This is a genomic window from Parashewanella curva, from assembly GCF_003675895.1.
Classification (GTDB): domain Bacteria; phylum Pseudomonadota; class Gammaproteobacteria; order Enterobacterales; family Shewanellaceae; genus Parashewanella; species Parashewanella curva.
The window spans coordinates 1-7,013 of sequence record NZ_ML014869.1 but is presented as its reverse complement, the minus strand read 5'-3'; the positions used below and the strand labels follow the sequence as shown (position 1 = coordinate 7,013).

The window sequence follows — 7,013 nt, the reverse complement described above, 5'->3', positions numbered from 1 at the left end:
TATTTGGTCAGCATGACATACTGGGAAGATCGGTCAAATGATCATTGAGGATCAAGTAAAATGGTGACTCAACCGTTGCTATTTTAAGCAGATTGAGTCAGATGGGCTGAATAGTTACACTTTTTCTTCGTTTTAGAGAAAGCTTTCCAGCGTATTCTAGCGCTTTTCCAAATTTTATAGCCTCATTGTCATAAGGTGCTAGTAGCTCATTATGCTTTTTGCATAAACACTTTTTTGTCAGCTCATTTTTAGGGATAACCTTATCCCCGGTTAAAAATCGAGCATTTCTAACATTTAGAAATTTATCTGAGAATAGCCCCTTAGTTAGATAATGTTCTCTTGACTGGATTCCACAACATTCGGACACTGTTTTTGCCCAACATTTCATCTTATAACCCCTTTATGCTAGATAAAATTTAGGATTATGGTCACTATACCCAACGGAACTCAACGTCAGCGAGCTTTGTTCGGTATTTCACCGAAATAAATGGTACTTGATGGTTGAAGCAGTAGTGATGCCATTGGTTATCTGCGGTTATATCGCCCCTTTTGAAAGCTTTAAAGTGTGGATGCTGCATGGATTGCCCTCCTAAAGTTCGATTTGGTATTCTGGTTTTGTGTTAGTTGAAATGGTTGATGTTATGTTAGATTTCGGATGATTTAACTTTGCTGTGTTCTCAGAGTGCTGTTCATGCTCTAATCCCATTACATAACTTTGGACTTTCTCCGCATCCCTTGAAGCTCTTAAAATTTCTTTTGGATCATCTTGCAGCACCTTAATCCACGCATCGACATAGGCTGCATGCTGGCCGAAGTCATGGCCGATTTGGAGTTCGTCACCGATCATTAGTGAGGCGATTTCGGCTCTGAGTTCTTCTTTGGCGTAGGATTCGTCACCGAAACGACCTGTCATATCTCGGGCTAATCGACTGGAATGGCCTGTGCTATGGGCTGCTTCATGATAAATGGTCGCCAGATATCGGTCTGCGGTTTCAAATTGGGCTTTGGCGGGTAAATGAATGCTGTCCGTTGATGGACTGTAGTAGGCATTATCGAGCTGATCATGATGAATGGCGACACCGATATTGTTTAGGATTTTTTCTGCTCGTTTATGACGTTGCCAATCGGGTTCAGTTTTAATTTCCAGTTCTGGTAAGCCTTCGATTTGGACAGCGTTGAACACAACGGCACTGAATACTTTGGGCTTTTCTAGTTTGATGGTTTCTTTTATGGGTTTACCGTCAGCACCTAAGATCTTTTTGCCATTACTGTCGGTTTTATCTACCTTATCGAACAGCTTCCAATATTGAACGATAGTGCCATGTTGTCCTTTCATGACTTTGGCATCGAGGCTATTGGCTTGCTTGAAAGTCATCCATCTTGGATCTTGTTTGCCTTGCATGGCTAACCAGATTGCATTGGAACCTTTATATTTAGTGCCACTGACTGGATTATGAGGCATTCTTGGTTCGCCCGGCTTCCAAGGTAATTGCCAAGGTGCAGTACCTTGCTTTAATTGTTCAATAAGCTTATTGGCGATTTGCTCATGGTACGGGACTTTGTTTTTTTGATTCGTTGGCATGGTTTACTCCCCATCAGTATCAACTTCTACTGCTTCCCATGCATCTTGTTCAGATAGCGCATCTTCCTCAAATGCACCCAGCTCGCCAGCTTCTGCTTTCGTGACTTCTACAATATTTTGTGGTGTGTTGAGCAGGTGTAGCTTTTCATCAAGCTTAGTGTTCAAGTTGTTGTTCATAGTGGTTTTCCTTATTTGGTGCAAAGCGGGATTTGGCAATTGAATTTTGTGGAGTAAATCTTTGCTTAAACCGTTCTAGTGCGGATTGTGGTTTGGCTTGTGAAGTCACTTGCTGCTTTGGTGGGGAAGTGGTTGGCTGAGCTTGGGGCTTTACCGCTTGAGTCTGTTGAGATGGCTTGTTGATGGTTACCCCTTGCTGTGCCAAAAGTTGATAATCCAGTGGTTGAGGTTTGTAACCTGTGACGTCCATGCCTTTGATTTTGGCTTGCAACCATGCTTCACGTTTGAAGTTCTGACTGCCTCTAAGCTTGATTTGTTGCCAGCCTCGGTGCTTAGCAATCGCCAATAAATCCATAATGATTTTGCTGTGCTCCAGTCGTGTTTGTAGTTTGTTGCCTTTGTCGATAAAGGCGAGTGCTGCTGAATTTCGATTGGGGAAATAGTTTTTGCCATTGGCTGAGGTGTAGCGCATATACAGATGTTTGGGCATCGGCATTTTTGATGTTTCTTTTTCTGGTTGCTCTTTGTTTGGTTTCGGAGGCTGTGTCGGGTTCTCTGGCTTTGTCTTTAATTCAGTTTCTGGTGTTTTTACTTGTTCGGGCACAGTTTTTTGCGACTGTGTTGCTATGGTTTTGAGTACAGGACTGATAGGCATAATGCTATTAAGCGGTGGCTGTAATCGTTCTGGTTTTTGGTACTTCAGCTCTGGCCAACAGCGTTCAATGTAACCTTCAATTTGCTTTTTCACTCTGAATATACTGTTGCTCATGTGTAAGTCATTGAAATCGGTTAAGCCATGTTGGATCTGTTCAGTATAGAACTTGGGCGTTAGCCAATGACCGCCAACTAAATTGGCTGATTCTCTGGCTTTTTGTATGCCTTTGTTGATTTGGCCTTTATGGTCATTGTCGGCAAGAAATAAGTGCTTAGCGCTAGGATACTTGGCACTGATCTTTTCAGCGACTTTGGGCATATTACCTGCGTCGACTGTCATCACTACGCTGCGACCTGTAGCTTCCGCAATACTCGCTGCTGTTGAGTAGCCTTCAGCATAGAGAATGGGTTCATTGGCGTTTAGTGGCCTATCGCCTACCACAAAGAAATGGCCTGACTTTTGTGCGCCTTTTTTAAGGCATTTAAAACCATTGGGACTTATTCGCTGAATGCTATGGATGTTCTGTTCAGCATCATAAAGCGGTATCACCAATCGGCCTTTTTTGTCCTGACAAACACCGGGATAAGCTTGTACGCCTTTGCGATTCAAATAGCCCTGACCACTGTTTGCCGTGGGTAGCTGTCTATACAATTGAGCGCAGCGTTTGGCGTGATGTTGTTGCTTTTGATTGAGACTTTGCTCTCGTCGATAGCGAATATTGGCCATGTGCGCTTTTTGATGAAGCTTTGCGGTTGGATCGGCTTGTTCAAAGCTGGCATGCCATTTTTGCGGCTCGCTGTGGTTACGGTGGTCTTGATACCAGCCAACGGGATGTCCATCATTAAATACGGCATAGACGCCACTCTTCTGTCCTCGTTTGTCATCTTGTGTGGCAACACGATGAATTTGACCATCCATCAGCGGTGGCTCTTTTAGTAAGAAACCTGCTGTTTCTAAGACATTGTTAAATTCAAGCAAGGGATCGGTATCGCTGTGCTGCTTCATCATATTGGGATCAGGCAGCCAAGGCTCAACTCTACATTTATCAGTGCCAGCTTTGGCGAACCACAAGCCTTGTTCACCATCAAAGCTGATGGCCGCAACGCCATTGCTGAGCCTGCCAATTTCCTTTTGTGCTTGCGCTCTATCGTCATAACCCACGGTCAAATAGGTTTTATGTTTCAATTGCTCATTACTCATGGTTTTCATCTCCAACTACATTTTTGAAATCGGTAACCAAGTCATTCATTGGTGTTTTTTGAAATATAGGCTCGGGGTTTGGTTGGTTCGACTGCTCTGCAACACTATTGTTAGGTTCAAATTGCTCAGCACTTGCTGTATCGCCATCATCAACACAGCGAATTTGAGTAATGGTGATTGAGTGCTGCTTGGGTGTAACTTTTGGGATGTCTGGAATTGAGTAATAATTTCTATCTGGGTGATTACCCCGAACACTTAGCTGTTTATCTTGATACCAACGCAGTTTTTGGCATTTTACGGGTGGGCAATTTTCTAGCAGTAAAATGGCATTATCAGCGCCCATTTGCATCAGCTCTTGTGGCAACATTAAGGCTCTGCCGTGATCACTAATACTTTCACTTTTACCGCCTTTGCCTGATAGCTGACGGCTGCGACTGCGGTTATTGATGGTAGATGTGCCAAGGCTATCTGAGATTTCTCTCGCCACTTTGGGATTTTTCGGTGCAAACACGATTTGCAGCGCATGATTATCCATTAAGGTTTCAGCGCCATCATGACCGTAGATTTCTCTTAGCTGGGCTGGAGATTGAATAATGGTAAGTAGCCGTAATCCATAACCTGCCACATAGCTAATGCCTTTGCTCAAAATGCTGACTTTGCCAATGGCTGAAAATTCATCGAGTAGCAATAACACTTGGTATTTGAGTTGTGGATTTTGTTCTGGCAGCTCACGAGTATTGAGGTCTATCAGCTGTTGAAAAAACAGATTAATGAGTGGTGATAAACGGCTTAAATCATCAGGAGTAACGCCGACATAAATCGACATTTTTTGCTGACGTATTTGGCGAAGGTCAAAGTCATTACCTGCGGTAACCGCATCAATTACTGGGTTATAAAACAGCTCTAAAGCCGAAGTGAAACTTTTCCGCACAGAGCCACGTGTGCGCTCTGGTGTATCAAGATATTCTTTTAGAGCCAACAAGCATTGGCTGGATAAACTGACGTTGGAATCCAGCCTTAATTCTAATTGCTGAGCCAGATATTCATCGCCTTGAGTGAGTAGCCTCAGCACTTCGCCCATGGTTACAGGCAAAGGTGGTGATTCAATCAAATACAAAACTAAACCCAGCCATAAAGAACGAGCAGAGGCTTGCCAAACGGGAGCTTCGTTATCGAGGTTGGGAAACAACATTTGACCGATTTTCTGAATATCGTTTATACGAAAACTGGGATCATTAGAGATGTAATACAGTGGATTCCAGCGATGGCTTTGGTAGTTTCTTGGTGCGAGATTAAGAAGAAAACATTGCTGGCCGTGAGCCTTTCGAAAACCTGAACTGATGTGCCAGTTCTCTTGTTTTATATCCAGCACTACCACTGAGTCTTGCCAACTCAGCAAGTTGGGAATAACCACACCGACACCCTTACCGCTACGGGTTGGTGCAGACATTAACACATGTTGCTGCCCTGCAAACTGTAAATATTGCTCTGAAAAGCCAAAGCGTTTTTTGCCAACGATGATGCCAGTTTTAGCCAGTAATCCAGCTTGTGTAATTTGCTTGGTGTCGGCAAATTTGGCGTCACCGTAGAGAGGCTGCTTTTTTGTTTTAAGCTTCTTGGCAATAAAAGCGATAACAGGTGCAAAGCCGATGGTAACGGATAAAATAAGATAAAACTGAGTGATACGCTGATATCCAAAGTAATAGGCGTATTTGAAAATGGTTAAGGGGCTGGATTGTTTTACATCGAGGTTAGCGAACCATAAGAACAAAGCACCACTGAGCCACAGACTTACGATAAAGACGCCAGTGATGCTTGATAAAATAATCCAGCCACGTTTGCTCATCATGCCTCCAACGACTTTGGATTAAAGAACACATCACTGACAAAACGCCTGCCATTAACCATTTGCAGCTGCACAATTACATCTACACACAAATTCAGAAGTTGCTTGATGTCCTCTCTTGATAATGACGAACCTGCTTGGCTTTCTTTTAGCAGTACCATCAACTGCTCTAATGCCAATTTAGGGCTACCTGCGTGCATGGTAGTAATGCTGCCCGGATGACCTGAGTTAATATTGCGAAGAAAGTAAAAGGCTTCATCACCACGAATAAGCTCTGCGACAAATACTCTGTCGGGCTTCATGCGAAGGCTTGCTTCTAATAGCTGCTTTTGAGTGATATTGGCGATGCCTTGATTTCCTGCGGAATAGAACAAACTGACGGTATTGGAGTGGGTGTTATACAGTTGCAGTTCATCGACATTTTCAATAGAAATCAATCGCTCTGAATCTGGAACTTGTTGCAGCAGTGAACGTAAAAAAGTAGTTTTTCCTGAGCCAGTGGCACCAGAAACGATGATGTTTTTTCGAAGCTTGATGGCAAGTTTTAAGAAAGCGGCAATATCATCATTTTGCTTAAAGGCTAACAGCTGGGCATCGGTTTCATTCTGACTGCCATCAACATGGCTTTGTTGTGAAAAATAGCCCTGCCGTTGATACTCGTCCAAGGTAAACACGGATTTGGACGGCTTGCGGATAGTAATGCTGATCTTACCTACTTGAGTGACTGGAGGAATGGCAATTTGTACTCGCTCACCGTCAGGCAAAGTGGCAGATAATATTGGATGCACGGCATCCAGTTTTTGGCCTGAATAGGTCGCAATCAACTTGCTCAAGCGTTTGCAGTATTCCAAGGTCAGTGATTTCACTTTATGTTGTTTCCAGCCACTTTCCCTTTCCGTTAGTACTTGCAGTGGCTTATTGATGACAACTTCCGTGATCTGTGGTGGATATAAATAAATGTTGAGTACGTTAAGGTGCTCGTATAAAGCAACAGCACGATTGGGTTCAATTGGGTCTTCAATTGCAACTTCATTGGCTAAGTTTAAGCTCATAAACACTCCTAAAATCTAAGTCTCTGGCCACAAACACATTGATGTGTTCCCCTTGGTTTTTATACAAAGTTGGTTTGATATGAATCGAGTCTTGAAGTGCAATAGAAGCGAGATCTTTAGTACCTCCAATGGTGTCTCCGAATTGGATTTTGTTGCTATTCCCTTTGGATTTATTGGCGTAATAAGTGCCGACATCACCAATCAAACTGAGTAGCATGGCACTGCCAAATCGCTGTCCAAAATGACCATCGACATAACCTGTGTGACCGCTACGACCAAGGCTATCCGTTCCCGGTGAAGCTAAATCCAAAATCACGCCTGTTGGAGTTTCGATGCGATCCCACAATACAAAAATTCGAGCTTGTCCTTGCTCTAATCCAGCTTGGTATTCACCAACAATATGACTGCCTTTTTCGAGCAGCAATACCTTGCCATTGGTAGAGTAAATATCACGACTTAATTGACAACGGGTCATGCCTGCTACGTCGCTGCTAATGGCGG

General features: G+C 43.4%; 7 protein-coding genes. All 7 read right to left on the bottom strand.

Annotated elements, in window-relative coordinates; translation table 11 throughout:
- Positions 1–431: 431 nt before the first annotated feature.
- Positions 432–578, bottom strand: a complete 147-nt coding sequence (locus D5018_RS21800; RefSeq protein WP_165905126.1) for a hypothetical protein — start codon at positions 576–578, stop codon at positions 432–434.
- Positions 579–589: 11 nt separating this feature from the next.
- A complete protein-coding gene (locus D5018_RS20055; protein ID WP_121840758.1) occupies positions 590–1,582 on the bottom strand; it encodes an ArdC family protein in 993 nt (330 codons plus the stop codon).
- A 3-nt stretch (positions 1,583–1,585) separates the two neighbouring features.
- A complete protein-coding gene (locus D5018_RS20050) occupies positions 1,586–1,759 on the bottom strand; it encodes a conjugal transfer protein TraD (protein WP_121840757.1) in 174 nt (57 codons plus the stop codon).
- Positions 1,737–3,614 carry an LPD7 domain-containing protein gene (locus tag D5018_RS20045; protein WP_121840756.1) on the bottom strand — a complete coding sequence of 626 codons (1,878 nt, stop codon included), beginning with the start codon at positions 3,612–3,614 and terminating at the stop codon, positions 1,737–1,739. Before D5018_RS20045 ends, D5018_RS20050 begins: the two co-directional genes overlap by 23 nt.
- Positions 3,607–5,463 carry a type IV secretory system conjugative DNA transfer family protein gene (locus tag D5018_RS20040; RefSeq protein ID WP_121840755.1) on the bottom strand — a complete coding sequence of 619 codons (1,857 nt, stop codon included), beginning with the start codon at positions 5,461–5,463 and terminating at the stop codon, positions 3,607–3,609. Before D5018_RS20040 ends, D5018_RS20045 begins: the two co-directional genes overlap by 8 nt.
- Positions 5,460–6,512, bottom strand: a complete 1,053-nt coding sequence (gene virB11, locus D5018_RS20035) for a P-type DNA transfer ATPase VirB11 (RefSeq protein ID WP_121840754.1) — start codon at positions 6,510–6,512, stop codon at positions 5,460–5,462. The genes D5018_RS20040 and virB11 overlap by 4 nt, the downstream gene beginning before the upstream one ends.
- Positions 6,490–7,013, bottom strand: a 524-nt coding sequence (virB10, locus tag D5018_RS20030) for a type IV secretion system protein VirB10 (protein WP_133309355.1), incomplete at its 5' end; no start/stop codon positions are given. The genes virB11 and virB10, both read right to left, overlap by 23 nt.